Genomic DNA, 25,727 nt, shown 5'->3' on the forward strand with positions numbered 1-25,727 from the left:
GAAGCTGTCTCTGCATCCGCTCGCCGCTGGAGCCGCCTATGTCATCGCCCGAGAAATCCACTCCCCCGCCCGCCCAGTTCCGCCGCATCGGCCGCCTCTTCCGCCCTCATCGAGGCACGCTGCTGGTCGTCGCGCTGCTGGTCGCCGCGTCGTCCCTGGTGTCCGTCGCGTCGCCGTTCCTGCTGCGCGAGGTCCTCGACGTCGCCATCCCACAGCAACGGCTCGGCCTGCTGACCGCGCTCGTGCTCGGCATGATCGGCGTGGCCGTCGCGACCAGCGTGTTCAACGTCGCTCAGACGTACCTGTCCACCAAGGTCGGGCAGAGCGTGATGCACGGCCTGCGCTCAGCGGTCTACGCCCGGCTGCAACGCATGTCGCTGGCATTCTTCACCTGCACCCGAACCGGCGAGATCCAATCCCGCATCGCCAACGACATCGGCGGCATGCAGGCCACCGTCACCTCCACCGCCACCTCGCTGGTCTCCAACCTCACCACCGTGCTGGCGACCCTGATCGCGATGGTCGCGCTGGACTGGCGGCTGACGATCGCGTCGGTGGCCCTGCTGCCGGTGTTCGTGTGGATCAGCCGCCGGATCGGCCGGGAACGCAAGAAGATCACCGCGAAGCGGCAGCGCCAGCTCGCATCGATGTCCGCCGGCGTGCAGGAATCCCTTTCCGTCAGCGGAATCCTGCTGGGTCGCACGATGGGCCGGGCGAGGTCGCTCACCGATGCCTTCGTCGCCGAGTCGGCCGCGCTGGCCCGGCTCGAAGTCAGCTCCAGCATGGCGGGCCGGTGGCGGATGTCGAGCATCCAGATCGTGATGACCGCGCTGCCCGCGCTGATCTACTGGGCGGCCGGCGTCACCAGCACCTTCGGCGTCCCGCTGATCACCCTGGGCACCCTGGTCGCCTTCGTCACCTTGCAGCAGGCCCTGTTCCGGCCGACGTTGTCACTGCTGTCCACCGGCGTGGACGTGCAGAGCTCGCTGGCGCTGTTCGGCCGCATCTTCGAGTACCTCGACCTGCCGATCGACATCGACGAACCGGAACGACCGGCGCGGCTGCCGCGAATCGAGGGCGAGGTGCGGCTCGCGGACGTGTCGTTCGCCTACTCGCCCGAGGCCACCGACGGAACCCTCACCGGAATCGACGTGACCGTGCCGGCCGGCACCAGCCTTGCCGTGGTCGGCGAAACCGGGTCCGGGAAGACGACGCTCAGCTACCTGGTGCCGCGCCTCTATGACGTCACAGGCGGGCAGGTGCGCATCGACGGTGTCGACGTGCGCGAGCTCGGCTTCGACACGCTCGCCGACGCGGTCGGCGTGGTCTCCCAGGAGCCTTACCTGCTGCACGCCTCGGTGGCCGAGAACCTGCGCTTCGCCAAGCCCGACGCAACCGACGAGGAACTGGTCGCCGCGGCGAAGGCGGCGCAGATCCACGACCACGTCGCAGCACTGCCGGACAGCTACGACACCTTGGTCGGCGAGCGCGGATACCGGTTCTCCGGCGGAGAGAAGCAGCGGCTCGCGATCGCCCGCACGATCCTGCGCGACCCGCCGATCCTGATCCTCGACGAGGCCACCAGCGCCCTGGACACCCAGACCGAACGTGCGGTGCAGCGGGCACTCGACGCGCTGTCCTCGGGCCGGACCACGATCACGATCGCGCACCGGTTGTCGACCGTGCGCGACGCGGACCAGATCGTGGTGCTCGACGGCGGACGGATCGTGGAGCGCGGCACGCACGACGAACTGCTGGCCGTCGACGGCCGCTACGCGGCCCTGGTCCGACGCGACGACCAACTCCCATCCGCCGCGTGAACACCTGCGTTCGCCGCAAGTTTCGGTCCGATTCACCTGATGTTCAAAATTCACCTCTTCTCCGGTTCGACAGTTTTTTTCCGCCTCCACTGGCAGGATTGCGATGATCTTGTTCGGGGGCGAACTGCCGTACCGGTACGGCGGAGAGGATTTTCGTGAGCATTCGCCACACTTGGAGGATCGGCGCCAAAGTGGCGTCCGCGGTGCTGGCCACCGCGGTGCTGAGCAGCGCGTGCGCGGACGCGCCCGAGCCCGCCCGGTCCGAAGCACCGCCGTTGGGTCCCGTGTTCGCCCAAGGCGGCGGTGGCGGTCAGGCGTTGGCCGGGACCGAGGTCTACAAGAAGGGCGAAGGCGGCTACAGCTGCTTCCGCATCCCCGCAATCGTGCGCACGAAGGATCGCAGCACGCTGCTCGCCTTCGCCGAGGGCCGCCGCCAGGACTGCGCCGACACCGGCGACATCGACGTGGTCCTCAAGCGCTCCACCGATGACGGCAAGACCTGGGGCGATATTGAGCTCGTCGTCGACGGCGGCGGCGACACCCGGGGAAACCCGGTGCCCGTAGTGGACGGTGAGTCCGGCCGGATTTCGCTGTTGACAACGCACAACCCCGGATCGGAGTGCAAGTCGGGCGCGAAGTGCACCCGCACGCCATATCTCCAGCACAGCGCGGACCCGAAGGGCACGAAGTGGACCGCGCCGAAACCCCAGCCGCAGCTGACGAAGGGCGAGTGGAACACCTGGTACGCGACCGGGCCCGGGCACGGACTCCAGCTGACCCAGGGCGAGCACCGCAACCGCATGCTCGTCGGCATCACCTTCGGCGGCAACGACGGCCGCAAGGGCGCCGGGCTGATCTTCAGCGATGACGGCGGGACGAGCTGGAAGCTCGGCGCGGTGGACGACCGAACCGGCAAGAAGATCAACCCGCAGGAACTCAACCTGTTGGAGACCGTCGACGGCGCGGTGTACGTCGCCGCGCGGAACCAGGACAACAACGGCACCGAGACCGCGACCGGCAACCGCGCGGACGCCATCAGCACCGATGCCGGCGCGACGTTCAAGCAGGAGTTCGCGGTCGTGCCGGAGCTGAAGGGCCCGGTGGTGCAAGGCTCGGTGGTGCGGCTGCGCGCGAAGACGGCCGGTGACCCGAACAACCTGATCCTGTTCTCCGGGCCGTACAACGAGGATCCGAAGATGGGACACCGGCGGCACACCCTGCGCATCCGCACGTCGGCCGACGAGGGCGCGACGTGGCAGGAGGTCGGCACGGTCGTCGACGCGACCTGGGCGGCCTACTCGGACCTGGTCAACCTCGGCGGCGGCCGGGCGGCGGTCCTCTACGAGGCCGGCCCGCAGGAGTCGAACGACGCCCACGCCTCGATCCGCTACGCCCGGTTCGAGGAAGGCGATCTCGATCGCTGACGACCGAGGCGGGCTCGGGCCGGCCCGGTCCGAGCCCACGCGGCTTCCGCCGGCCGGGGTCAGGTGCGCGTGGCGAACCCGTCGGTGGCCGAGATGAGCCCGTCGAGGATGCCGGGCTCGTCGAAGGCGTGCCCGGCATCCTCGACGATGGTCAGCTCCGCGTTTTCCCAGGCGCGAGCGAGTTCCCAGGCCGTTCCCGGCGGGGTGAGCACGTCGTACCGGCCCTGCACGATCACCCCGGGGATGTCCTTCAACAGCCCGGCGTCGCGGATGAGCTGCCCCTCCTCCAGCCAGCCGCGGTGCCGGAAGTAGTGGTTCTCGATGCGGGCCAGGGGAACCGCGGACTCGGGTTTGGTGAATTCCGCGACCAGCTCCGGTCGCGGCCGCAGCGCGATGAGCCGTCCCTCCCACTCGCTCCAGGCGACGGCCGCGGGCTCGTGCACGGCCGGGTCGGGGTCGTCGAGCAGCCGGTGGTAAGCGGCGAGGAGGTCGCCGCCCCGCTCCGCTTCGGGAACGGCGGCCAGGAAGTCGTGCCATTGCTGGGGGAACAGGTGCGCGGAGCCGCCGGCGTAGGACCAGTCGAGTTCGCTCTGGCGGATGGTGAACACGCCGCGCAGCACCAGCTCGCTGACGCGATCGGGGTGGGTCTGCGCGTAGGCGAGCGCGAGCGTGCTGCCCCACGAGCCGCCGAACACCTGCCAGCGTTCGATGCCGAGGTGTTCGCGGAGCCGCTCCATGTCGGCGACCAGATGCCAGGTCGTGTTGGTGGCCAGGTTCCCGTCGACCGTGCCGGCGCTCGGCGTGCTGCGTCCGCATCCGCGCTGGTCGAACAGCACGATCCGGTACGCGTCGGGGCGGAACAGCCTGCGATGCGTCGGCGTGCATCCGGCGCCCGGCCCGCCGTGCACGAACACGGCGGGTTTCCCGTCCGGGTTCCCGCATTCCTCCCAGTAGACGAGGTTGCCGTTTCCGACGTCCAGGTGTCCTGCGGCGTGTGGTTCCAACTCTGGGTAGAGATCGCGCATGGGCCGATCATGCCCGATCGGCGGGTCGTGAGCGCGAAAACCGGGTTCTTACCGGCTTTCGCACTCACGACACCTGCCCGCGACGTCAGGAGATGGCGTCCATCGGGAGCCGGAGGCCGAGACGGCCACCGATCTCCGCGTTCCGCGTCCGGATGGACTCCAGCTCCGCCTGCGTCAGCGCGCGCTTGTAGACGCGCACGTCGTCGACGGCGCCGCGGAAGCGGTTGGCCCCGTCCAGGCGTTGTCCGATGTGGACTCCGTCGACGCCGAACTCCTTGCCCTCGGTGACGGATCCCGGCGGCAGCTCGGCCGAACCGGCCTCCTGGCCGTCGATGCGCAGCACGAACCGGCCGTCGACTCGCTGGAGGGCCGCGTGGTGCCATTGGTCGTCGTTGTACGCGCCGGCGGACTGCACGGTGATGTTGAAGCGGTCCACCATGATCAGCGCCTGGATCCGGTTCGATTCGGGTTCCGCGCGCAGCCAAAGCTGCGGCGTGGTGCCGCCGCCGGTCCGGTACGCCCACAGCAGAGCGTGCGAGCCGGTGGTGTCCGCGTAGCGGAACCACGTCGTCAGCGTGAAGTCGTCGCCGCCGAGGTCGATCGACTCGTCGAAGGGCACCTCGACGCGGTCGTCCACGCCGTCCAGGGCCAACGCGGTCCCGAAGCGCCCGGGCACCAGCGTCGCGTCGCCCCGGACGTAAGCGGGGTTGTCCCGCCCGGAGTCATCGGGTGTCGTCGGCCCCGGTTCGGGCGGCCCCGGAATGCCCGGCGGCGTGTCGTTCGGCGTCGCCAGGTACGCCTCGTTGAAGCGCGCCCACCGGATCGACTCGTACGGCGTGGCGGTGCCGGCTTCGTAGTACAGCCCGATCTCGTCGCCGTCGAGCTTCACCAGGTCCGAGTACGCCGACGGCCCCCACCAGAAGACCTTGCCCTGCTCCCAGGGCTGCCAGCTCCGTCCTTCGTCGTAGGAGGACCGCACCGACATCGCCTCGCGCGCCACCGGATGCGCCGGCGCGGACAGCAGGATCCGGTCCTCGGCGTCGCCCTGGTCCCGCGCGTGCAGGCGCAGCGTCGACGCCTGCACGTCCGGCAAGGCCAGGTCGATGGTCTGGAACGGCTCGTCGAACGTCGCTCCCCCGTCGCTGCTGATCGCGACCGCCCGGTGCCCCGGATCGGTGCCGCGTTCCCTGGCCAGCGCGTAGACCCGCCCGTCGGTGAGCTCGACGACGGTCACCTCCTGGGCGATGACCGTCCCGTCGTCGACCGCCGCGGACGCACCGATGTGCCAGGTCTGGCCGCTGTCGTCGCTGTAGAGCAGGTGCGTGCCGTAGACGTGCGGGCGCACGCCGTCGTTGATCTCGTGGCTGGCGCCGACGACCAGCCGCCCCGCGTGCGGGCCGCGGGTGAGCTGGATGCCGTGCATCGGGCCGGTGGCGTACCAGAAGTTCCACTCCGGGCGCTTGCCTTCGGTCATCTCGCGAGGCGCCGACCACGTGGTCCCGCCGTCGTCGCTGACCTGGACGAACGGATCGCGATCGCATCCGTTCGGGCAGGGCTCGGGCCCGTTGTGGTTGCTGACCAGCACGATGCGGCCGGTGCGCTGGTCCACGATCGGCACCGGATTTCCGTGCGTCGACCCGTTGCCCTCGGAGACCACCTGCAGCGGGCCCCAGGTGCGGCCGCCGTCTGCGGAGCGGCGCAGCACGATGTCGATGTCCCCGTCGTCGCCGCAGTCCGCGACCCTGCCCTCGGCGAAGGCGAGCACGTCGCCGTTCCCGGCCCGGACGACGGCCGGGATGCGGAAGCACGCGTAGCCGAAGTCCTGCTTCGCGAACAGGACCTGCTCGTCGACGAACGGTGCTGCCGGGTTCGGTTCGGCGGCCGCTCCCGCCAGCGATCCCGACAGCAGCGCGGCCGACAGCAGGACGCTCCACGCCGCGGCTCTCCACCGCCGCGGCGGCCTTCCAGGTGCTATTCGCATGTCATGCCCTTCCAGCAGAGCGAACGAGGGAAGACATACTACGTCCTACGTGGAACCTCTGGAAGACTCGGCGGACGGCTCCGCGAAACCGGCCGGAAACCTCTCGATCAACTGTTCTTGACCGCCGAACGCAGCCGACCGTAGCCTGCATTCCCAGAATTGACGTAGGACGTCCCATGTCCCGTCGCTCAACCCGCCAGGAGGCAACGTGAGCCCCCGCGTTCCCCGTACCTTCGTCAGTCGCCGCGACTTTCTGCGCTACAGCGGGATCCTGAGCGCGGCGGCGGCCGTCTCCGCCACCGTCGGTGCCTGCGGCGGCCCCGCGTCGACCACCTCGACCGGCGGCGACGACAAGGGCCTGATCACCGCCGTGATCGGCTACGGCAACGACCAGACCTGGGACCCGACCATGACCGCGTCGGCGTTCGCGATGGCCGGCAACAACCACGTCTACGAAGGACTGATCGACACCGACCCGGTCACCCGCGATCCGTACCCCGCGCTGGCGGCGGCAGCACCCGCCGACCCCAACGCCACCACCTGGCGGTTCACACTGCGCCCCGGCGCGAAGTGGCACGACGGGCAGCCGGTCACCGCGGACGACGTGGTGTTCACCTTCGAGCGCGTCCTGAACCCGAGCACCCTGACGTACTCGTTCTTCGCCGCGTGGCTGCAGGAGGTCCGCAAGGTCGACGACGCCACCGTGGAACTGGTGCTGAAATTCCCGTTCCCGGACGGGATCCAGCGCCTGACCATCGCGAAGATCATGCCGAAGCACGTCTACGGCGCCCCGGGCGGCTGGGACGCGGCCAAGAGCGGCAAGGCCGTCGGCTCCGGCCCGTACAAGCTGGTCGAGCACAACCCGAAGGCCAACACCAGGTTCGAGGCGTTCGCGGACTACAACGGCCCGCGCAAGCCCGCGGTGCAGAAGATGAACTGGCTGTCCATCGTGGACGCCTCCGCGCGGGTCGCGAAGATCTCCGGCGGCAGCGCCGAGGCGCAGGTCGCCGAGAACATCCCCTACGCCAACATCGACCAGCTGCGCCAGGGCGGGCTGCGGGTCGAAGGCGGCAAGGGCATGAACCACCTGTTCCTGATGTTCAACACCGGCCAGAAGCCCTTCGACGACAAGCGGGTCCGGCAGGCGCTGTTCCACGCCATCGACACCCGCAAGATGATCGACGTCGCGCTCAAGGGCCACGGCACCCCGGCCACCAGCTTCCTCAACGAGCAGAACCCGGCCTACGCCAGGGCGAAAACCGTCTACGACTACGACCCTGACCGGGCGCGGGCGCTGCTCGCGGAGGCCGGGGTGAGCGGGCTGTCCATCACGCTGATGGCGGTGAACGTCAGCTGGCTCGCCGACTGCCTGCCCACCATCGCCAACTCCTGGGAGGCGATCGGCGTCAAGACCGCGCTGCAACCGCAGGACACCAGCGCGCTGTTCACCAAGATGGATCAGTCGCAGTCCTACCAGGTCGTCGCGGCGGCGTCGAACCCGAACCAGTTCGGCCTCGACCCGGACCTGATCCTGCGCTACAACTACACGGCCGGCGGCACCTGGATGAAGTACACCAAGTGGGACTCCAGCCCGGATGCCAAGGCGCTGTTCGCGGCGATGGACCAGGCGCTGCGGGAGCCGGACCCGGCCCGGCGGCGGCAGCTCGTCCACGAATACCTCGACGTCGTGGCCGACCAGGCCGTCCTCTACCCGGTGGTGCACAACGAGCTGGTGACCGCGTGGAACCCGGAGCAGCTCGACGGCGTCCAGCCGCAACCCTACCCGGGCATGAACCTGTTGCAGGCCAAGCGAATCTGAAACCGGTCGGACGCATTTTGCACGGCGGTGCGGGTAGCGGCGCAAGTTGCATAGATGGGCCAAGCGGCTACGCCGCTTCAAAGACAAGAACTGAGCGGAGTTCCACGTGGTCGTGATCGCGAGGATGCTGCTGCGGCGCATCCTCATCCTGATCCCGCTGCTGCTGGGCGTGATCCTGTTCGTCTTCATCATCATGCGCTTCTCCAACAACAAGCCGGAGTACGCGTACTTCCAGGGCGCCAACCCGACGCCGGAGCAGATCCACCAGTTCCAGCTGGAGAACGGCCTGCTCGACCCGCTGCCGGTGCGCTACCTGCGGTTCGTCGCCGACCTGGTGCAGGGCGACATGGGCACCAGCGTGCTGACCAAGGCGCCGGTGCTGGAGCAGGTGGCCACCGCGCTGCCGCTGACGATGCAGCTGACCTTCCTGGGGCTGTTCATCGCGGTCGTGCTGGCGCTGGTGTTCGGCGTCGTCGCGGCGCTGTTCCGGGACCGCTGGCCCGACCAGCTGATCCGGATCGTCTCGCTGGTCGGCGTCGCGGCGCCGGCGTTCTGGATCGCGCTGCTGACGATCCAGTGGCTCGCCGTCGACCGCGGCTGGTTCCCGACCGGCGGCTACGTCAACCCGGGCGACTCCTTCACCGGCTGGCTGCGATCAATGACGCTGCCGGCGATCTCGCTGTCGCTGCCGGTGGCCGCGCAGCTGACGCGGATCATCCGCACGGCCGTGGTGGAGGAGCTGGACAAGGACTACGTCCGCACCGCGATCGGCAACGGCCTGCCGCCGATCGTCGTCGTCGGCCGCAACGTCCTGCGCAACGCGCTGATCAACCCGCTGACGGTGCTCGGCCTGCGGATCGGCTACCTGCTCGGCGGCGCGGTGGTCATCGAGACCATCTACTCGCTGCCCGGCATGGGCCAGCTGATGATCAACGCGGTGCTCAACGGCGATCCCGCCGTCGTCCAGGGCGCGGTGCTCACCATCGCGGTCGGCTTCGTCGTCGTGAACCTCGTCGTGGACGTGCTCTACCTGCTGGTCAACCCCCGACTCAGGAGCGCCGCGTGATGCGCACCGGACTTGCGAAACGACTCACCCGGCCCGGCATCCGGTTCCGGCGGCTCAACGCGATCTCCTGGATCGCCGTCGGCCTGCTCGTCGTCATCTGCCTGGCCGCGGTCTTCGCGCCGGTGCTGGCCCCGCATTCGCCGTACGCGCAGGAAGCCGCCGCGGGCGGGCCCAGCGCGACGCACTGGATGGGCCTGGACAGCGCGAACCGCGACATCTTCACCCGCGTGCTCTACGGGGCGCGCTGGTCGCTGCTGATCGGGCTGGGCGCCACCGGCTGCGCGCTGCTCACGGGCGCGGTGATCGGCGCGGTCGCCGCCACCTCCCGCACCGCGATCGGCGAAACGATCATGCGGGTGCTCGACGTGATCATGGCGTTCCCCGGCATCGCGCTGGCCGCCGTGCTCGTCGCGGTCTTCGGCGGCAGCATCCCGGTGCTGGTGCTCGCGATCGCCTTCGTCAACGCCCCGCCGATCGCCCGCGTGGTGCGGGCCAACGTCCTCGCGCAGTACGGCGAGGACTACGTGGCGGCGGAACGCGTCATCGGCGCACGCACCCCGCACATCCTCGTCCGGCACGTCGCGATCAACTGCGCCGCGCCGATCCTGGTCTTCTGCACGGTGATGGTCGCCGACGCCATTGTCTTCGAGGCGTCGTTGTCGTTCATCGGCGCGGGCGTGCGCCCGCCCGACCCGTCGTGGGGCAGCGTCATCGCCGACGGCCGCAACATGGTCCTGACCGGCGGTTGGTGGGCGACGGTCTTCCCCGGCCTGGTGATCCTGCTGACGGTGCTGGCGCTCAACGTGCTCGCCGAAGGCGTTTCGGACGCCTGGGCGGCGCCGGCCACCCGGCAGGCCGCCTCGGAGCCCAGGCAGCGTACGCGGGCCGCCACCGGCGAGCGCACCGAGCTGCCCGGCCTCGCCGACGCGGCGCTGCGGCTCGCGGAACGGGCGCGCCCGCTGCCCGACGGCGAACCGGTCCTGCAGGTCCGGAACCTGGCCATCGGCTTCGACGGCCGCCACGACGGCGTGGACATCGTCGACGGGATCTCCTTCGACGTCCGCCCCGGCGAAGTCCTCGGCCTGGTCGGGGAATCCGGCTGCGGCAAGACGCTCACCGCGCTGACCGTGATGGGCCTGCAACCGCGGGAAGCCCGCATCGGCGGCGAAATCCTCTTCCGCCGCGAAGGCGGCGTCACCGACCTGCTCACCCTCCCCCGCCCGGCCCGGCGCCGCCTGCTCGGCCACGAGATGGCGATGGTCTACCAGGACGCGCTGTCGTCGCTGAACCCGGCCATGACCATCCGGGCCCAGCTCAAGCAGCTGGTCCGGCGCGGCGGCCGGCACACGCCCGCGGAACTGCTGGAGATGGTCGGGCTCGATCCCGCGCGCACCCTCGCCTCCTATCCGCACGAGCTCTCCGGCGGCCAACGGCAGCGCGTGCTGATCGCGATGGCGCTCTCCCGCGATCCGCAGCTGATCGTGGCCGACGAACCGACCACCGCGCTGGACGTCACCGTGCAGGCCCAGGTGATCCAGCTGCTGCTGCGGCTGCGCGCGGAACTCGGCTTCGCCCTGATCCTGGTTTCCCACGACCTGGCCCTGGTTTCCGACGTCACCGACCGCATCGTGGTGATGTACGGCGGGCAGATCGTGGAATCCGGGGTGACCTCGGCGCTGGTCGAAGCGCCGGCGCACCACTACGCCCGAGGGCTGTTCGGCGCGGTGCTGTCGCTGGAATCCGGCGCCGAGCAGCTGACCCAGATTCCCGGCGTGGTGCCGTCCCCGGCCGACTTCGCGGCCGGCTGCCGGTTCGCCGACCGCTGCCCGATGGCCACCGCCGTGTGCGACGAGCAGCCGCCGGTGCTCGGCGGGCAGGGCAGGTTCCACGCGGTGGCCTGCCATCACCCGGCGATCGATCTCACCGCCGACCGGGACCGCGACGCGGCGGCAGCACAGGAGCGATCATGACCTCCCCCGAATCCGAAACCCTCGTCGAGCTTTCCGACGTCCACGTCGTCCACAAGGCGCGCTCCGGCGGGCTGTTCCGCCGCGACCGGGTGCACGCCGTCACCGGGGTCGACCTGGCGGTGGTGGCCGGCGAAACCGTCGGCATCGTCGGCGAGTCCGGCTGCGGCAAGTCCACCCTGGCCAAGGTCGTGGTGGGGCTCCAGCAGCCGACCAGCGGCACGATCTCCTTCCGCGGCAAGGACATCTGGTCGCTGCCCGCCGCCGGGCGCCGGGCCGCGATCGGCGCCGAGGTCGGCATGGTCTTCCAGGACCCGGCCACGGCGCTCAACCGGCGTCTGCCGATCCGCCAGGTCCTGCGCGACCCGCTGGACGTGCACGGGCGCGGCAGCCGTCAGGAGCGCGAGGCGCGGGTGCGCGAGCTGCTCGACCTCGTCGGCCTGCCGGGCAGCGTGGCGAACCTGCTGCCGGGCCAGGTTTCCGGCGGCCAGCGCCAGCGCGTCGCCATCGCCCGGGCTCTCGCGTTGCGTCCTCGGCTGCTCGTGGCCGACGAACCCACCAGCGCCCTCGACGTCTCGGTGCGCTCGCAGATCCTCAACCTGCTGCTCGAACTGAAGGAACAGCTGGGGCTGGCGCTGGTGTTCGTCTCGCACGACATCCAGACCGTGCGGCGGATGAGCGACCGGGTGGTGACGATGTACCTCGGGCGAACCGTCGAGCAGATCCCGGCCGGTGCGGTCTCCGGCGCCCGCCACCCCTACACCCGGGCGCTGTTCTCGGCGACGCCCGGCCTGCTGTCGCCGATCGAACCGATCCCGCTCACCGGCCCGGTGCCGTCGGCGACCAGACCGCCGAGCGGCTGCCCGTTCCGCACCAGGTGCTGGCGCGCCGACGAGGCCTGCGCGGCCGAGATGCCGGATCCTCAACGCGACGCGACCGGGCACACGTTCCGCTGCCACCACCCGGTTCCGGCCGGCACCACCGACCTCGAACTCGCCACCCAGGCCCGGTCGGCCTGACCTGCGAGGTCACCAGAGCCCGCAGTGCCGCAGCTGCTCGGTTTCCGGCGTGCAGCCGCTGAACGCCTGTTCCCGCATCCGCGGCAACAACCGCTCCTGCTCCTGCATCGCGGCCGTCGCGGCCTGCCACGTCCGGAAGAGCAGCTCGACGTCGCGGGTGTCGAACGCGGTTCGGCAGTCCGAGCCGACTTTCTGGTGCGAGGCGAGCAGTTTCGCCCATTCCTGCTGGAGCTCCTCGTCCGGCACCTGGAAGTAGGCGCGCGCATCGGCGACCGCGCCTTCCAGGTCGGCGCAGGTCGCGCGCAACTCCGCCTCCTCGAAGAGCTCCGGATCGGCCGGGGTGAACGAGATCTCCCCGACGCCGAGGATCAGGCGGACGATGATGTCCCGGCCGCCGTATTCGACCCACGCCAGTAGCTGCGCGGTGCGCAGCGTGGACGATTCGGCATCGGTGGGTTGCGCATTCGGTGGCACGGATGTGGCCTGGCCCCTGGGCTCCAGCGCGATGACAGCGGTGAGCGCGAGAACTGCCACGCAAACCGCAGCGACGCAGGCCCGTCGCGCCAGCACGCCGCCCCGCCCCGATGGCCGACTCGGCCGAGGACGCTCCCGGCGGGAGAAAACCGCCCGCACGCCCGCGGTGACGAGGACAGCGGCGGCCGCCAGGAAGATGCCGAATCCCAAGACGTCATCGGCCAGGTTCTTGACCGTGAACCAGGATTCCGCCGGATGCCAACCGCAGTTCGCCACTCGGGCGTTCAGCGGGCCGAGGAAACCGTCGAAAGCCTGGAGCGCGACCACGGCGACGAGGCCGGCGAACGCGGCGATTCCGGCCGCGATCAGCGCGGCCAGGAGCGAGAACCGGTCGGCCAACGCCGCCGCCACTATCGCCGTGATGACGACCGCCCCGATCAGCAGCACCTGCAGCCACGTCGAGAACAGCAGCACGGTGAGCCAGCTCTGATCGTCCGGGCTCCGCCAGACGTGGAGCACACCCACCAGCAGCACGGCCAGCCCGCCGCCGCTCGCACCGATGAGCACGACCCGGCGCAGCCGCGTCATGGTGGCCGAGTGGCGCTCCCAGACCAGCAACGGCACCAGCCACAACGCCGCGGCAGCCCACAGCAGCGACGGGTACACGGCGGTCGGCACGAGCGCCGCTTGCACCGTGGCGATCAGCGACAGTGCGGCGGGCGGCGCGTCCCGGAGTTCCGGAAGCCGGTACAGGAGCGCCTGCTCGGCATCGGCCGCGCTGATCATCGGATCCGCGGCCAGCAGGTATCCGGTCGTTTGCCACCAGGCGAGCCATACACCGACGATCAGCCAGGTCGCCGCCAACCCGAACAGCATCGCCGGGCGCGTTGCCGAACCTCCGGAGCCGCGAACCGACAGCTCCGCGAGCTGAGCGGTCCACCAGGCGGCCACCGTGACGACGAGGACCAGCGAGAGCAGGAACTGGGGCCGGTCGGGGAACAACGCGTCGAAGTCCTGGCTCCGGACCATGGCCACTTCGCCCACCACCAGGCCGGCTCCGATCCACAGCCCGGCCCGGATTCCGGACGGCGGGCGACGGCCGGTGCGCACGGCGTGGATCGTCGCCCGCCACAGCGCGACACCGGCGATGGCGGCGATCAAGCCGGCGCCCAGCACCTCGGAGGTGCGCTGAACCCACGGTGCGCCGAGCTCCGTGGTCGTCGCGACCTGGCCGGTGGCGATCGTCGTCACCGCCCCGGTCAGGAACATCGGCAACGCCTGGACGCCGAACAGGCCCGACTGGTCGGCCAGCGCGTGCCGGCGTTGAGCCCAGCCGGGGTGAGTGCGCCACAGCCCGGCGAACGAGGCCACCAGCCTCCTCGCCCGCCCCGCCGCCGCGGGCGAACCATGTTGCCAGCCATGCACATCCGCGCCCCACCGGGCCGCGTCGAGATCGGCGTGCAGTTCGCGGCTGCGCAACACCTCGGCCCGCGCGAGGTAGACCAGCAGCACCAGGACCACCGACAGCAGAACGTAATGCGCGTCCACCCATCGGCCCGCCGACGAGAACATCCCGGACCGGGCGAACGCCACGTTCAGGATCAGCAGCACCGCGTCCGGTACGAGCACCGCCGCCAGGAACACCCGCCAGATCGCGCCGGTGCCGTAGGTGACGTCCACGTCGAGGTTGCGGATGTGCGCGAGCTCGTGCAGCACGACCGCGCGAAATCCGTCCGGATTGCGCAGCCGCCGGACGACCAGCCCACCGTGCAGGCACACCGTGTACCGGCGCCACCGCCCGAAAACGAACGCGCTCGCCGTCCGAGCCGCCGGATCGACGACGAACTTCGGCGCACGAGCCAACCCGGCTGTGCTCACCAGCTCGTCGAGCACGCGGCGCAGTTCGCCGGTCGCGTCGAGCTCGTCGACCGGCACGACCCGGCCGGGACGCCCCTTCCACCACGGCAGAACCCAGTACGCAGCGGCGGCCGCGATCGCCACCGCACCCAACGCCAGCGGGAGGATCCAGGCCGGTGCACTCGGCGCGAAACGCTGCTCGCACGCGTCCAACGCCGCTTCCTGCGCGGGTTCGAGGAAGGCGATCTCGATCGCCCAACCGGCGTCGGGATCGGCCACCCCGGCCGCGAGCATGCAACCGAACCCGTTGTTCTCGGGATCGCCGGCGAACAACCGGATGATCCTGGTCAGCACCGCGGCGCTGCTGGCCGCGAAAAGCACCACCAGCAGCGCGAAGCGCAATGTCGTCCCCGACGCCGGGACGCGCTCGACGTCCCGTGCCGCCGGGGCGGTCATGATCCGTCCGGGGCGTTCCGTTCCTCGGCATCACCGTCGTCCGGCTTCTCCGGAGCGGCGGACAACGCCAGTTGCGCGACGACGCGATCCGCGAGCACCTCGGCGCGTTCCGGATCCAGCCCGGTCTTCTCCGCCATCTCCAACACGCGCCGCCGCACGTCGGCGATCTGCTCGGTGGTCAGCGCCGGCACCGACAACGGCTCGGAACTCCGCCGCGTCACCTTGCGCCAGGCCTTGCGCAGCCCGCCGGACGCGCCGTCCACCGCGTCGCCGACGGCCTTGCGAACCGCCTCGTCCAGGACGATCCACACCACCGGCGTGACCAGGGCGACGATCTCCTCCAGCCCGAACCCCAACGGCTCGCGGGCATTCCCGCCGCGAGCAAGCCGGGCCACCGCGGCCTCGTCGTCGAACCGGCGCAACCCGTCCACCAGCGGCAATTCCTCCGGAGCCACCTCGGCGACGATCGCGCGGACCGCGTCCCGCACCCTGGTCCCCGCCACGGCCGGATCGGGAACGTCTGCTGCTGCGCTCACCATTCTCCCACCCCGCATCGGCTCGCGAACGATCAACATAGCGCCGCGTGGCGAGGGCTGTCAGCGACTTTCGGCCACGCGGCACGGATGGCCGAGCACGAAAGCCGTTGCGGCGGGCCGTGTTGGTCGCACGGCCCGCACAGCACGGGATCAGGCCGACGCGATCGCCGCCGCGTGCACGGCCTTGATCAGGCGGTCGTTCTCCGGGGCCGCGCCGCCAGGGAAGGCGAAGCGGCGCCGGTTGTAGCCGTAGGCGAGACCGCTGCGCGGGTCGGCGATGGCCTGCGAGCCAGCCGCGCCGCTGTGCCCGAACGCGCCCTGACCGAGGAACGGGTAGGTGTCGACCGTTGCGGAGAAGCCGAGCCCGAACGCCTTGTGCTGGCGCGACACGAGGTCGTAGCCGATCGAGTGGATCTGCGCGAACGCCGCGGCCGTGTCCGGCTTCAGCAGCGGCGGCTTCCCGTCGATGCCGCTGATCGCGGCCGCGTACATCCCGGCGAGCCCGCGCGCGGAAGCGACGCCGCCGGCCGACGCCTGCCCCTTCGCCCGCACCACCCGGAAGTTCGGCATCTCCTGCAGTTCCACCGCGTCCGGGTGGTTGCGGTTCATCGCGATGCCGTTCAGGCTCTCCGGGCCGGTCGCCGCCGCGGCCAGCGCGACCTGCTGCTCAGCGGTGGGCCGCATCGGCAGAGTCGTCAGGAAGCGCGGCTCCTGGTCCTCGGGCAGCCCCAGGTAGAAGTCCAGGTCGTGCGGGGCGCGGATGCGCGCCTCGAAGTGCTGTTGCAGCGTCTCGCCGGTGACCCGGCGGATCACCTCGCCGACGAGCGCCCCGATGACCAGCGCGTGGTAACCGAACGCGGTGCCCGGGCGCCAGTACGGCCGCTGCGCGGCGAGCCGCTCCGCGATGACCCGGTCGTCGGCGACTTCGTCCAGCGTCAGTCCGGCGTCGGCGCCCACGGTCCCGGCGCGGTGCGCCAGCAGGTCCCGCAGGACGAGGTCCTGCTTGCCCTCGGCGCCGAACTCCGGCCAGTAGTGGCTCACCTTCTGGTCCAGATCGAGCACGCCGTCCTGCACGAGCAGCGCCGTCACCAGGTAGGCCGCGCCCTTCGTGGAGGAGAACACGCCGGTCAGCGATTCCCCGGTGATCTCGGGCCCGACCCACAGGTCGACGACCCGCTCACCCGCGAGGTGCGCGACCAGCTGGGCCGCGTAGTCACCGCCCTCGGCCGCCGCCACGGCGGCGAACTCCTCCCGCACGGATTCGAATCCCGCGGCAACGGTGCCCTGCGGCGTGCTCTCCTGCGACATCGGCGCTCCCATTCGCTCGCTCTGGTTCTGCTGGGATCAAGTAGCCGCGTCGCCGAGAAAATTCCCGGCAGATCGGACCGGTTCGCGGGCGGCGCCGGTGGTGCGGCGCCGCCCGCGGGCCCGGCGTCAGCGCAGCTCGGCGGCCGCTGCGACCAGGTTCTTCAACGCCTCCTCGACCTCGGCGTAGCCACGGGTCTTCAACCCGCAGTCGGGATTGACCCACAACCGTTCCGCCGGAACGGCCGCCAGCGCGGCCCGCAGCAGGTCGACGACCTCGGCGGTGTCCGGCACGCGCGGCGAGTGGATGTCGTACACACCGGGCCCGACGCCGTGACCGAAGCCGACCGCGTTGAGATCGTCGAGCACCTCCATGCGCGAGCGGGCGGCCTCGATGCTGGTGACGTCGGCGCCCAGCGCCACGATCGCGTTGATCACGTCGCCGAACTCCGAATAGCACAGGTGGGTGTGGATCTGGGTGGAATCGGCGACGCCGCAGGTGGCCAGCCGGAAGGACGTCACCGCCCAGTCCAGGTACTCCGCGTGGTGCGCCCGGCGCAGCGGGAGCAGTTCGCGCAGGGCGGGCTCGTCGACCTGGATGATCCTGATCCCGGCCGCCTCCAGGTCTCCGACCTCGTCCCGGATGGCCAGCGCGACCTGCTTCGCGGTGTCGGCAAGCGGCTGGTCGTCGCGGACGAACGACCACGCCAGGATCGTCATCGGGCCGGTGAGCATGCCCTTGATCGGCTTCTCGGTCAGCCGCTGCGCGTAGCTCGCCCACTCGACGGTGATCGGCTCCGGGCGGGAGACGTCGCCGTAGAGGATCGGCGGGCGCACGCACCGCGACCCGTAGGACTGCACCCATGCGTTGTCGGTGCTGGCGAAGCCGTCCAGGTGCTCGGCGAAGTACTGCACCATGTCGTTGCGCTCGGGCTCGCCGTGCACCAGGACGTCGAGCCCGAGTCCTTCCTGCAGGCGGATGACGCGCTCGATCTCGTCCTGCATCCGCCGCCGGTACGTCGCCTGGTCGATGCGTCCGGCACGCACCGCGGCACGCGCCTTGCGGACGTCTGTGGTCTGCGGGAATGAGCCGATCGTCGTGGTCGGCAACGGCGGCAGGCGCAAGGCCTTCTGCTGGGCCGCGCGCCGCGTGTCGTATTCGCCGCGCTGCGCGTATTCCGGCCGCAACGCCTGCAGCCGCGCCCGCACGCGGTGGTTGCGGACCCGGTCCGCGCCGGAGCGGTCGGCGACCGCGGCGCGAGCCTCGGCCAGCTCATCGGCCACCACGTCGCGGCCCTCGCGCAACGCGCGGCCCAGCACGACCACTTCGCGGACCTTCTGCGCGGCGAACGCCAACCAGGACTTCACCTGCGGGTCGATGCCGGTTTCCGCCTCGACGTCGTAGGGCACGTGCAGCAGGGAGCACGACGTGCTCACCGCGACCTCGTCCGCCGAGCCGAGCAGCGTGGCGGCGGTGGCGAGCGCCTTGTCGAGATCGGTGCGCCAGACGTTGCGCCCGTCGACGAGCCCGGCCACCAAGGTCTTTCCGCTCAGTCCGCGAACCGACGACAGGACGTCCACTGTGGACTTGCCGGCGACGAGGTCGACGCCGAGCGCTTCGACGGGGCTGGACGCCAGCACCTCCAGCGCCTCGCCGAGATCACCGAAGTATCCCGCGACCAGCAGCTTCGGCCGCTCCGCCAGTTCGCCGAGCCGCTGGTAGGCGGCGCACAGCGCAGCGAGTTCGGCCGGCGAGCGGTCGGCGGCGAAGGCGGGCTCGTCCAGCTGCACCCACGCCACGCCGGCGCGGTGCAGCTCGCCGAGCAGTTCCGCGTAGGCGTCCAGCAGCGCGTCCAGCCGATCCAGCGGCCGGAACGACTCCGGCGCGCCGTCCGCGGGCTTGGCCAGCAGCAGGAACGTGAGCGGGCCGACCAGCACCGGGCGGGTCGTCACGCCCACCTCGGCGGCCTCCCGGTACTGCTCCACGGGCGTCCGGTCGGCCAGCGAGAACCGCGTGTCCGGACCGATCTCGGGCACCAGGTAGTGGTAGTTCGTGTCGAACCACTTCGTCATCTCCAGCGGCGGCTCGGACGCCACGCCGCGCGCCATCGCGAAGTAGGTGTCCAGCTGACCCAGCCCGAGCGCGGCGAAGCGCGGCGGGATCGCGCCGAAGGTGACCGCGGTGTCCAGCACCTGGTCGTAGAACGAAAACGTGTTGCCCGGCACCGAATCCAGGCCCGCGTCCCACAGCGAGCGCCAGGTCTCGAGGCGGAGCTCGCGCGCGACCGCGCGCAGTTCCGCCTCGCTGCTTCGGGACGACCAGTAGCGCTCCAGCGCGCGCTTGAGTTCCCGGTCGGGGCCGATCCGGGGGTATCCGAGTACGGTAGATCCGATCTTGCTGGTCAACGCCCTCTCCTCGCGAGCTCGACGGCAGATGCCCCGAGGTCTGGGAAGGCGCAGGCGAACCGGCATGCGCCGCGCGGCGCGAGCCGGTCGTCCGCCAGGTCCTCCCGCGAGACCTCGGACCGCGCGCACCGGTGGGTGCGCGCACCGGTGGCAGGTCTTCGGACTCGCGGGCGCGTCCCGGCCGGAGCCGGGGTTCCTACTGGCCGTCGCTTCCCAGGCACGCGTGCCCAGTGCTGTGCCCGGTCTCGGACCGGGGACGGCGGTCGTTCCCACTCACCGCTGCGGGGCAGTCCCGGATTCGCACCGGGTTCCCTCTTGCCTCGTCCGCCCCGCGACTCGCGTCGCTATCCGGGCGGACGAACCACCAGCACAACGGAGGCTACCGATCGGGGAGCCGTTGGCAAGGGCCGTTGGCACGCACGATCCGCGCCGGGTGGCCCCGCGCGACCGGCGATCTCCGCGTTGAACATGATCTTCCGGCCTATCGACGCACCACCGGTGAGATGCTCGTCACGCGGCGCCGCCTCCCCCGATCCGCGGCCGAAGCGCGGGAAACCCACGTACGGGTGACGATCACGAAAACGACCCGATCCGCATCTCACGCTTCCGCGGCGCGGGGCGTCTACGGGGAGTGAAAGTGAGACCGTTCGAGCAGATCGTTGACGAGTACGGCCCGATGGTGCTGCGAGTGTGCCGGGCCGTGCTCGGACCGGCCGACGCCGAGGACGCGTGGTCCGAGACCTTCCTGGCCGCGCTGCGCGCCTACCCGGAGCTGGCCGAGGACACGAACATGGAGGCGTGGCTGGTCACGATCGCCCACCGCAAGGCGGTCGACGTCACCAGGGCGACGGCCCGCCGGCCGGTGGTGGTCGAGCGCCTGCCCGAGCGGCCCAGCACCACCGGCCGCCCGGAGGACTGGGACGGCGACCTGTGGGCCGCGCTGAGCGCGCTGCCGACCAAGCAGCGCATGGCGGTGGCCTACCACTACCTGGCCGGCCTGCCCTACGCCGAGATCGCCACGATCCTCGGCGGCAGCACCGATGCCGCCCGCCGCGCCGCCGCGGACGGCATCAAGACCCTGCGCACGACGTATCGACGCACCACGAGTGTGAGAGGGGAAGCGTGATGATGACGATCCACGAATCCGACGACAGACACCTGTTCGACGCACTCCCGGCGATCGACTTCGACGCCAGCGCGCGGCTGCACATCGACCTGGTGAGCGCGGCCCGGCGGGAGGGACTGCTCGACGTCGCCTACCGCACGGTCGACACCCCGGTCGGCGAACTGCTGCTGGCCGCCACCGAACGCGGCCTGGTGCGGGTCGCCTACGCCCGCCAGGGGCACAGCGCGGTCCTGGAGTCGCTGGCCGAGCTGATCAGCCCGCGCATCCTGCGGGCGCCGGACCGGCTCGACGAGGCGGCCCACCAGATCGACGAGTACTTCTCCGGGCGACGGCGGGCTTTCGACCTGCCGCTGGACTGGCGCCTCTCGCGCGGGTTCCGGCTCAACGTGCTGGAGCACCTGCCCGACATCGCCTACGGCCGCACCGCCAGCTACGCCGAGGTCGCCGCCGCGGCGGGCAGCCCACGCGCGGTTCGCGCGGTGGGCACCGCGTGCGCGACCAACCCGCTGCCGGTGGTGGTGCCGTGCCACCGGGTCGTGCGTTCGGACGGCACCGCGGGCGGCTACGTCGGCGGTGTGGAAGCCAAGGCGACCCTGCTGAATCTGGAGGCGGCATGAGCACGTCGAAGACGGACCGGTTCGCGAAGCGGGTCGCGGCGGCGGACTGGGAGGAGGTCGCCGCCGAGGTCAACGACTACGGCTGCGCGCTGCTGCCGCAGTTGCTGACCGCCGCCGAGTGCGAGCGGATCGCGGCCCTGTGGGACGAGCCGGAGCACTTCCGGGCCACGATCAACCTGCGCCGCCACCGCTTCGGCGACAACGGCGACTACCACTACTTCGCCGCGCCTTTCCCGGAACCGGTGGAGAAACTGCGGCAGGCCCTCTATCCGCGGCTGCTGCCGATCGCCCGGGACTGGGCCGACAAGCTCAGCCGGGAAGCCGAATGGCCGGACACCCTCGACGAGTGGCTGGACATCTGCCACCGGGCCGGGCAGGCCCGTCCCACGCCCATCCTGCTGCGCTACGAGGCGGGCGGCTGGAACGCGCTGCACCGGGATCTGTACGGCGACAAGGTGTTCCCGCTGCAGGTGGTGATCAACCTCAACGATCCGGGGACCGATCACACCGGAGGCGAGTTCATGCTGGTGGAGCAGCGCCCCCGCGCCCAATCGCGGGGCACCGCAACGCTGATCCCGCAGGGGCACGGCCTGGTGTTCACCACGCGAGACCGGCCGGTGCGCTCGGCACGCGGCTGGTCCGCTTCCCCGGTGCGGCACGGGGTTTCGCCGGTGCGTTCCGGGCGACGCCACACGCTGGGGCTGGTCTTCCACGACGCGGCCTGATGACGAACACGAGGACTGCTGCTATGGCGCGACGAACTCTTTCGCCACTGGCCCGCGAAACCAGCACGGAGGCCGAGAGTCCGCCGCCGCACAGCGAAATCGAGCTGGCGACGGTGGTGGGCCTGCTCGCCGGGCTGCGGCCGAGGGTGGCTTCGATCGTGATCGGCTGCTCGCGCGACGCCCCGTCCCAGGCGACCGCCGACGCCGTCGCGCGGGCGTGGAACGAGCGGGGCGGGCACGTGCTCGACGTCGTCGACTGGCCGGAGCGGGCCGCGTCATGGCTGCGGCAGGCGCGGCGCTTCACCGAGCAGGAACCGGACGCGTGGGTGGTCACCGGGCAGGTTCCCGGCTGGGTGCAGATGGGCCGCCGGCTCGTGCACTCCACCGACTGGGACCCGGCCCGTACGATCGGCACCGCCGCGCTCGCCAGCGACGACCTCATCGCCGTGGGCGGCGTGGGAACCTTCGACGGGCTGCGCGGCGCGGCCCGCGATGGCGGCACCTGGGAAGTGATTCGCACCATCCTCGTGCACCGCTCCGCATGACAACCGAAAACGCCAAGAATCCGAGGAGAACGAGACAGTGAGTCCCGCAGCGGCAGACACCACGACGACCGACGCCGGGGTCGTGATCGGCGAGGACGGGTTGGCGCGGCCGCCGTGGGCGGCCCGCGATCCCCTGCTGCGCGAGTACTACGACACCGAGTGGGGCATGCCCGTGCGCGGCGAGCAGGCCCTGTTCGAGCGGATCAGTCTGGAGGGCTTCCAGGCCGGGCTCTCCTGGGCGACGATCCTGCGCAAGCGTCCGGCCTTCCGCGAGGCGTTCGACCACTTCGCCCCGGACGCCATCGCGGCCTACACCGAAGAGGATGTCGCGCGCCTGCTCGGCAACGCGGGAATCGTGCGCAACAAGGCCAAGATCCGCGCGGCCATCACCAACGCCCGCGCGACCATCGAAATGCGCGCCGAGGACGGCCTGGAAGCATTCGTCTGGTCGTTCAAGCCGGAGACCACACCGCTCCCGCGGACGATCGCCGAGGTCCCCACGACGTCACCGGAATCCGTGGCGCTGTCGAAAGCGCTGCGCCGCAAGGGTTTCGCGTTCGTCGGCCCGACGACGATGTTCGCGCTGATGGAAGCGATCGGCATCGTCGACACGCATCTCGTCGACAGCCACCGCCGAGGCACCTCCGGCATCTGGCCGCATCCGCAACCGGACGGTGGTGCCGAGGCGGGCTGACAGGCCCTCCGGGAAGCGTCGGCGGCCGGGGCGTGTCACATCGGCCGGGTTCGGCGGGTCACTTCTACGACACGACGCGACGGAGGAATGTGACCGATGGACGAGAAGGACTTTCTGGCGGATCGCTTCGAGGCCCACCGCGGGCACCTGCGGGCGGTGGCCTACCGGATGCTCGGCTCGCTGAGCGAAGCGGAAGACGCGGTCCAGGAGTCCTGGCTGAGGCTCAGCCGCTCCGACGCCGAGGAGATCGAGAACCTGGGCGGCTGGCTGACCACGGTCGTCGGCCGGGTGTGCCTGAACATGCTCCGCGCGCGAACCGCGCGTCGCGAGGAACCGTTGGACGTGCACGTGCCCGATCCGGTCATCAGCGGCCCGGACGCCGTCACCCCGGAGCACGAGGCGCTGCTGGCCGACTCCGTCGGGCTCGCGCTGCTGGTGGTCCTCGAAACGCTCACGCCCGCCGAACGGCTCGCTTTCGTGCTGCACGACCTGTTCGCGGTGCCGTTCGACGAGATCGCCCCGATCGTCGGGCGCACTCCCACCGCAACCCGCAAGCTCGCCAGCCGGGCCCGCGGCCGGGTGCAGGGCTCGGCACCGGCTCCCGACGCGGATCTGGCCCAGCAGCGCGAAGTCGTCGACGCCTTCCTCGTGGCCGCGCGCGCCGGGGACTTCGATGCGCTCCTCGCGGTCCTCGACCCGGATGTCGTGGTGCGCACCGATGGCGGCTCGCTGCGCCCGAGCGCCATGCGGCGAGGCGCGAAGGCGGTGGCGGAAGGTGCGATCTTCTTCGCGCAGATCGCCGAGATGACCCGGCCCGCGCTCGTCAACGGCGCGCCAGGGGCGGTGGCGATCTCCGGAGGCCGGCCGATCTCGCTCGCGGCGTTCACGGTCGCCCGCGGGAAGGTCGTGGAGCTCGACATCCTCGCCGACCCGGATCGCCTCCGCCGTCTCGACCTCGCGTTCCTCGAGGACTGACCGAAACGGACGCCGGGGGTTCAGTGCGCGAATGCCGTGCCGGCGGCCGGGGCTCGATCGACCTCCGGCCGGTACACCATCAGCACCGATGCCGCACCGATCCACACCGCGAACACGAGACCGGTCACCAGACCGGCGACCGCGACGAATGTGCTGGGCATGTAGAAGGAGGTGACGCCGGCGATCAGCCCGATCAGGCCCACGCCGAAGCCGAACCAGCCCAGCCACGGCGCCAGCAGTTCGCCGCGCAGCACGGCCGCCCCGGCGGTGGCCGCGAACAAGGCGACCAGCAGGCCGAGCCCGCCGAGCGACAGCCGGTGCAGTTCGGCGAGCACGAGCACCATCGCCTGGCTCGCGGTCTCCACGTTCCGGCTCAGCGAAACCAGCGTGGTGATCGGCAGCGTGCTCAGCATCGCCATCGTCGCGAGGCCGACGCCGGCGGCGAACACCACCGGCGAGAACGCTTCCGCGCCGCCTTCGGCACGCTGCAACAGGTGGCGCAGATGTCCCACGAACCACAGGAAGACCACTGCGGCGACGGTCGACAGCAACGCGGCCAGCAACACGGTCGGGCGGTTCGCGGTCACGTAGAAGAACGTGCGCACCGGCTCGTCGCTGGGCGGCGACAAGGGATTGAGCAACAGGCTGACCAGTAACAACACGGCGGCGACCAGCCCACTGGCCGCACCCGCCCGCTCCCATGAACGCTCGTTCATCACAGCCCCCTCTGCAGTAGCGGCACCGGAAGCACCGGTCGACACGCCCCGGGTACCCAGAGTCGGGCCGGATCGAGCAGCCACGATCCGCTCCATTGTGGACGCGGCCGCCTGCGGTCAGCCGAGGCCGAAGCGGTCCGCCCAGGCGGCGACGTCCGCGGTCGTAGCGTTCCCGCCGCACAGCACGAGGCCGAGCCTGACTCCGGGGCCGACCCGTTCGAGCACCCGTCGCGCGGCCGGGATGAGGCATCCCGCGGCGGGCTCGGCCCAGACCTTCGCGTGGTTGGCCAGGTCGAGGACTCCCTGCACCGCCTCGGCGTCGGGCACCACGACGACGTCGGTGACCAATGTGGACACATGATCGTAGGTCAGCTGCGAGACCGCCGGGGCGCTGAGCGTGGACACCACCGACGACAGTTCGACGGGCACCGGCCCGCCGGCCGCCAGCGCCTCGGACATGGCCTCCGCTCCCCCGGTCTCCACTCCCCAGATCCGCAGGTCGGGGCGTCGCGCGCGCAGTGCCGTGGCGACGCCGGCGATCAGCCCGCCGCCACCGATGCTGACCAGCACGTCGGTGAGTTCGTCGGCGTCGTCGGCGAACTCCAGGCCGACCGTGCCCTGACCTGCGATGACGACCGGATCGTCGAAGGGGTGGACCAGGGTGAGCCCACTTTCTCGCAGCTCAGCCGTCAGCGCGAACGCGCCGGCCATGTCGTCGGTGACGCGAACGACGGCCCCGGCCGCCTCCGCGATCTCGACGGCGCGAGCCGGCGCCGAGCGCGGCATCACGACAGTCGCCTTGACCTCGAGCGCACCGGCCATGACGGCGAGGGCGATCCCGTGGTTTCCGCCGCTCACCGCGACGACTCCGGCAGCGCGCTCCGCCTCGCCCAGCGCCAGCAGCTTCGCCGTCGCCCCGCGCACCTTGAAAGAGCCGGTGCGCTGCAACAGCTCCAGCTTCGCCGTGACCGGCGCGCCGAGCAGCTCGGTGAGCCCTGGGCTGGGCGCCGTCGGGGTTCGCACGACGTGCCCGGCGATGCTCTTGGCCGCGGCCTCGACGTCCTCGATGCTGATCAAGCCGCTCGGCTCCGTAGCAGTCACATCTGCACGCTAGCCGACGGCTCGACGCCACCGGCTCGGGCCCAGGGAGCGCCGGATGCCCGGAGTCGGCGCG

At 71.0% G+C, this 25,727-nt stretch carries 20 protein-coding genes and 1 riboswitch; of the genes, 12 read left to right on the forward strand and 8 right to left on the reverse strand.

All coding sequences use genetic code 11. The features are described from left to right. Positions 1 to 38: 38 nt before the first annotated feature. Together AB0I53_RS18380 and AB0I53_RS18385 are read left to right on the forward strand one after the other, a co-directional pair. On the forward strand, positions 39 to 1,820 hold the full coding sequence (locus tag AB0I53_RS18380; protein ID WP_358603860.1) for an ABC transporter ATP-binding protein: 1,782 nt from the start codon (positions 39 to 41) through the stop codon (positions 1,818 to 1,820). 155 nt (positions 1,821 to 1,975) lie between these two features. Further along, positions 1,976 to 3,244, forward strand: a complete 1,269-nt coding sequence (locus AB0I53_RS18385) for a sialidase family protein (RefSeq protein WP_358603863.1) — start codon at positions 1,976 to 1,978, stop codon at positions 3,242 to 3,244. A 59-nt stretch (positions 3,245 to 3,303) separates the two neighbouring features. On the opposite strand, the gene pip is transcribed toward AB0I53_RS18385, so the two are convergent. Both pip and AB0I53_RS18395 read right to left on the reverse strand, forming a co-directional pair. After that, on the reverse strand, positions 3,304 to 4,269 hold the full coding sequence (gene pip / locus AB0I53_RS18390) for a prolyl aminopeptidase (protein WP_358603866.1): 966 nt from the start codon (positions 4,267 to 4,269) through the stop codon (positions 3,304 to 3,306). 85 nt (positions 4,270 to 4,354) lie between these two features. After that, positions 4,355 to 6,250 carry a sialidase family protein gene (locus AB0I53_RS18395; RefSeq protein ID WP_358603869.1) on the reverse strand — a complete coding sequence of 632 codons (1,896 nt, stop codon included), beginning with the start codon at positions 6,248 to 6,250 and terminating at the stop codon, positions 4,355 to 4,357. Between the two features lie 208 nt (positions 6,251 to 6,458). Between AB0I53_RS18395 and AB0I53_RS18400 the strand changes: the two genes are divergently transcribed. From AB0I53_RS18400 to AB0I53_RS18415, 4 genes are all read left to right on the forward strand, one after another. After that, on the forward strand, positions 6,459 to 8,069 hold the full coding sequence (locus AB0I53_RS18400; protein ID WP_358603872.1) for an ABC transporter substrate-binding protein: 1,611 nt from the start codon (positions 6,459 to 6,461) through the stop codon (positions 8,067 to 8,069). A 106-nt stretch (positions 8,070 to 8,175) separates the two neighbouring features. Continuing rightward, positions 8,176 to 9,135: an ABC transporter permease gene (locus tag AB0I53_RS18405; protein WP_358603875.1), complete on the forward strand. Its 960-nt coding sequence runs from the start codon at positions 8,176 to 8,178 to the stop codon at positions 9,133 to 9,135. After that, positions 9,135 to 11,105, forward strand: coding sequence for a dipeptide/oligopeptide/nickel ABC transporter permease/ATP-binding protein (locus AB0I53_RS18410; protein ID WP_358603878.1), 1,971 nt, complete (start codon positions 9,135 to 9,137; stop codon positions 11,103 to 11,105). Before AB0I53_RS18405 ends, AB0I53_RS18410 begins: the two co-directional genes overlap by 1 nt. After that, entirely contained in the window at positions 11,102 to 12,121 is a 1,020-nt protein-coding gene (locus AB0I53_RS18415) for an ABC transporter ATP-binding protein (RefSeq protein ID WP_358603880.1), read from the forward strand. The genes AB0I53_RS18410 and AB0I53_RS18415 overlap by 4 nt, the downstream gene beginning before the upstream one ends. A 9-nt stretch (positions 12,122 to 12,130) precedes the next feature. On the opposite strand, the gene AB0I53_RS18420 is transcribed toward AB0I53_RS18415, so the two are convergent. The 4 genes from AB0I53_RS18420 to metE all read right to left on the reverse strand — a co-directional run bounded on the left by AB0I53_RS18420 (position 12,131) and on the right by metE (position 19,155). Next, entirely contained in the window at positions 12,131 to 14,908 is a 2,778-nt protein-coding gene (locus tag AB0I53_RS18420; protein WP_358603883.1) for a M48 family metalloprotease, read from the reverse strand. Next, positions 14,905 to 15,444 (reverse strand): hypothetical protein, encoded by a 540-nt coding sequence (locus AB0I53_RS18425; protein ID WP_358603885.1) that lies wholly within the window; start codon positions 15,442 to 15,444, stop codon positions 14,905 to 14,907. Before AB0I53_RS18425 ends, AB0I53_RS18420 begins: the two co-directional genes overlap by 4 nt. Before the next feature lie 150 nt (positions 15,445 to 15,594). Next, a complete protein-coding gene (locus AB0I53_RS18430; protein ID WP_358603888.1) occupies positions 15,595 to 16,752 on the reverse strand; it encodes a serine hydrolase domain-containing protein in 1,158 nt (385 codons plus the stop codon). Between the two features lie 126 nt (positions 16,753 to 16,878). After that, positions 16,879 to 19,155 (reverse strand): 5-methyltetrahydropteroyltriglutamate--homocysteine S-methyltransferase, encoded by a 2,277-nt coding sequence (metE, locus tag AB0I53_RS18435; protein WP_358603891.1) that lies wholly within the window; start codon positions 19,153 to 19,155, stop codon positions 16,879 to 16,881. A gap of 131 nt (positions 19,156 to 19,286) precedes the next feature. Next, positions 19,287 to 19,536, reverse strand: a riboswitch (cobalamin riboswitch). Between the two features lie 250 nt (positions 19,537 to 19,786). Between metE and AB0I53_RS18440 the strand changes: the two genes are divergently transcribed. From AB0I53_RS18440 to AB0I53_RS18465, 6 genes are all read left to right on the forward strand, one after another. Next, entirely contained in the window at positions 19,787 to 20,281 is a 495-nt protein-coding gene (locus AB0I53_RS18440; RefSeq protein ID WP_358603894.1) for a sigma-70 family RNA polymerase sigma factor, read from the forward strand. Next, entirely contained in the window at positions 20,281 to 20,898 is a 618-nt protein-coding gene (locus tag AB0I53_RS18445; protein WP_358603897.1) for a methylated-DNA--[protein]-cysteine S-methyltransferase, read from the forward strand. The genes AB0I53_RS18440 and AB0I53_RS18445 overlap by 1 nt, the downstream gene beginning before the upstream one ends. After that, positions 20,895 to 21,623 carry a 2OG-Fe(II) oxygenase gene (locus AB0I53_RS18450; protein WP_358603900.1) on the forward strand — a complete coding sequence of 243 codons (729 nt, stop codon included), beginning with the start codon at positions 20,895 to 20,897 and terminating at the stop codon, positions 21,621 to 21,623. Before AB0I53_RS18445 ends, AB0I53_RS18450 begins: the two co-directional genes overlap by 4 nt. 23 nt (positions 21,624 to 21,646) lie before the next feature. After that, on the forward strand, positions 21,647 to 22,168 hold the full coding sequence (locus AB0I53_RS18455; protein ID WP_358603903.1) for a hypothetical protein: 522 nt from the start codon (positions 21,647 to 21,649) through the stop codon (positions 22,166 to 22,168). 37 nt (positions 22,169 to 22,205) lie between these two features. Next, entirely contained in the window at positions 22,206 to 22,862 is a 657-nt protein-coding gene (locus tag AB0I53_RS18460) for a DNA-3-methyladenine glycosylase I (RefSeq protein WP_358603905.1), read from the forward strand. Between the two features lie 96 nt (positions 22,863 to 22,958). Then, positions 22,959 to 23,837, forward strand: a complete 879-nt coding sequence (locus AB0I53_RS18465) for a sigma-70 family RNA polymerase sigma factor (protein ID WP_358603908.1) — start codon at positions 22,959 to 22,961, stop codon at positions 23,835 to 23,837. 20 nt (positions 23,838 to 23,857) lie between these two features. Here the strand turns inward: AB0I53_RS18465 and AB0I53_RS18470 are convergent, their stop codons facing one another. Together AB0I53_RS18470 and AB0I53_RS18475 are read right to left on the reverse strand one after the other, a co-directional pair. Continuing rightward, positions 23,858 to 24,553: a hypothetical protein gene (locus AB0I53_RS18470; RefSeq protein ID WP_358603911.1), complete on the reverse strand. Its 696-nt coding sequence runs from the start codon at positions 24,551 to 24,553 to the stop codon at positions 23,858 to 23,860. 117 nt (positions 24,554 to 24,670) lie between these two features. After that, positions 24,671 to 25,654, reverse strand: a complete 984-nt coding sequence (locus tag AB0I53_RS18475) for a threonine/serine dehydratase (protein ID WP_358603913.1) — start codon at positions 25,652 to 25,654, stop codon at positions 24,671 to 24,673. Positions 25,655 to 25,727: the final 73 nt, after the last annotated feature.

This window comes from Saccharopolyspora sp. NPDC050389 (assembly GCF_040655595.1).
Lineage (GTDB): Bacteria > Actinomycetota > Actinomycetes > Mycobacteriales > Pseudonocardiaceae > Saccharopolyspora.

Bases quoted from the DNA above. Each gene is read 5' to 3' on its own strand.
- AB0I53_RS18380 (WP_358603860.1), top strand. From the start codon at position 39: ATGTCATCGCCCGAGAAATCCACTCCCCCGCCCGCCCAGTTCCGCCGC.
- pip (WP_358603866.1), bottom strand. From the start codon at position 4,269: ATGCGCGATCTCTACCCAGAGTTGGAACCACACGCCGCAGGACACCTG.
- AB0I53_RS18395 (WP_358603869.1), bottom strand. From the start codon at position 6,250: ATGCGAATAGCACCTGGAAGGCCGCCGCGGCGGTGGAGAGCCGCGGCG.
- AB0I53_RS18410 (WP_358603878.1), top strand. From the start codon at position 9,135: ATGCGCACCGGACTTGCGAAACGACTCACCCGGCCCGGCATCCGGTTC.
- AB0I53_RS18415 (WP_358603880.1), top strand. From the start codon at position 11,102: ATGACCTCCCCCGAATCCGAAACCCTCGTCGAGCTTTCCGACGTCCAC.
- AB0I53_RS18420 (WP_358603883.1), bottom strand. From the start codon at position 14,908: ATGACCGCCCCGGCGGCACGGGACGTCGAGCGCGTCCCGGCGTCGGGG.
- AB0I53_RS18430 (WP_358603888.1), bottom strand. From the start codon at position 16,752: ATGTCGCAGGAGAGCACGCCGCAGGGCACCGTTGCCGCGGGATTCGAA.
- AB0I53_RS18445 (WP_358603897.1), top strand. From the start codon at position 20,281: ATGATGACGATCCACGAATCCGACGACAGACACCTGTTCGACGCACTC.
- AB0I53_RS18450 (WP_358603900.1), top strand. From the start codon at position 20,895: ATGAGCACGTCGAAGACGGACCGGTTCGCGAAGCGGGTCGCGGCGGCG.
- AB0I53_RS18455 (WP_358603903.1), top strand. From the start codon at position 21,647: ATGGCGCGACGAACTCTTTCGCCACTGGCCCGCGAAACCAGCACGGAG.
- AB0I53_RS18465 (WP_358603908.1), top strand. From the start codon at position 22,959: ATGGACGAGAAGGACTTTCTGGCGGATCGCTTCGAGGCCCACCGCGGG.
- AB0I53_RS18470 (WP_358603911.1), bottom strand. From the start codon at position 24,553: ATGAACGAGCGTTCATGGGAGCGGGCGGGTGCGGCCAGTGGGCTGGTC.